Origin of the sequence: Escherichia sp. AM3, from assembly GCF_032029835.1 — a bacterium.
Taxonomy (GTDB): Bacteria; Pseudomonadota; Gammaproteobacteria; order Enterobacterales; family Enterobacteriaceae; genus Escherichia; species Escherichia coli.
Genome location: NZ_JAVUPQ010000358.1, coordinates 1 through 1,066 on the forward strand (window position 1 = coordinate 1; position 1,066 = coordinate 1,066).

Annotated in this window: 2 protein-coding genes; both read right to left on the reverse strand. The window is 48.2% G+C overall.

The window, feature by feature from the left end:
* Window positions 1–732 (reverse strand): alpha/beta hydrolase (locus tag RTW80_RS25795; RefSeq protein WP_312720915.1); only part of this gene is annotated, 732 nt, incomplete at its 3' end.
* 58 nt (window positions 733–790) lie between these two features.
* On the reverse strand, window positions 791–1,066 hold a 276-nt coding region (locus RTW80_RS25800; RefSeq protein ID WP_312720917.1), incomplete at its 5' end, for a TraX family protein.

The window sequence follows — 1,066 nt, forward strand, 5'->3', positions numbered from 1 at the left end:
ATATAAGGCTCTTCCCTGTTCTGGTGGATTAACACTATCCTGGCCGGCAATAACAACCAAAACTGGGCACTGTACTTTGGCTGCGCTCTCTGCCGGTTTATATTGCAACGTCTCCATAACCGTAAGGAAAGGTATTTTTATATCCATTTCAGGATACTGACCTTTTACCTTCTCGAAGAATACCTTTGATTCATTATCACTCAGTACCCGGGTACCCCCCACAAACATCTCTTTCCCGGTATTTTTCTTCTTTTCTGCCATTTTATTCAGCGTGGGCAGAAAAGAAGCTTTCTCCAGTTCATTCATTTCTCCGGTAACCAGAACCTCACCGTCAGCAAAAGCCAGCTGGCTGACAATACATTTTACGCGTTGGTCCTGCGCAGCTGCACTGAAGACATGCCCCCCTCCCAGCGATGTTCCCCATAACCCAATACGCTGATTATCAATACATACCTGCTTTTCTGCCCAATTGATAACTGAAATAATATCTTCGGTCTGCATTGCCGGAACCAGACGACCTCGTTCCCCTTCACTCTCACCGAATCCACGATAATCAAAAGTAATCGTTGCAAACCCGGCTTCTGTAAACGCATTCGCAAAGGAAGGCAGCAGAACATTCCGGATACCGCAAAATCCATGGCATAAGAGAATCAAAGGATGTTTTATATTTCCTTCCGGGACACGAAATGTCAGGGCAATACCTTCAGGGAGTTTGTGATCCGTAATTTTCATAAATATCCTGTGTTATGTTGTTTATTAATAAGCAGAATCAGCGCCAGCATCATACCAGTCACACAGCCAGAACGCCCAGCACAGTAAGATGACAGGCATAGAACGTCGGGAAAAAATCCCCGTACCAGAAACGGGGTAGTGATTTCCCTGTACAGGACACCAGACCAACAGTCAGCACCGTCATCACAAGGCCGGCCACCGCCGCTGCATCACTGGTGGCAAGGTTAAGCGCCGGAATAACAGCCAGCAGGCAGGCGACCAGCGCCAGACGTTCCATTCTGTCTTCCGCCCGGTACAGCCTGTGGCTGACTGCCAGCATCAGCAGCCCGGCAAT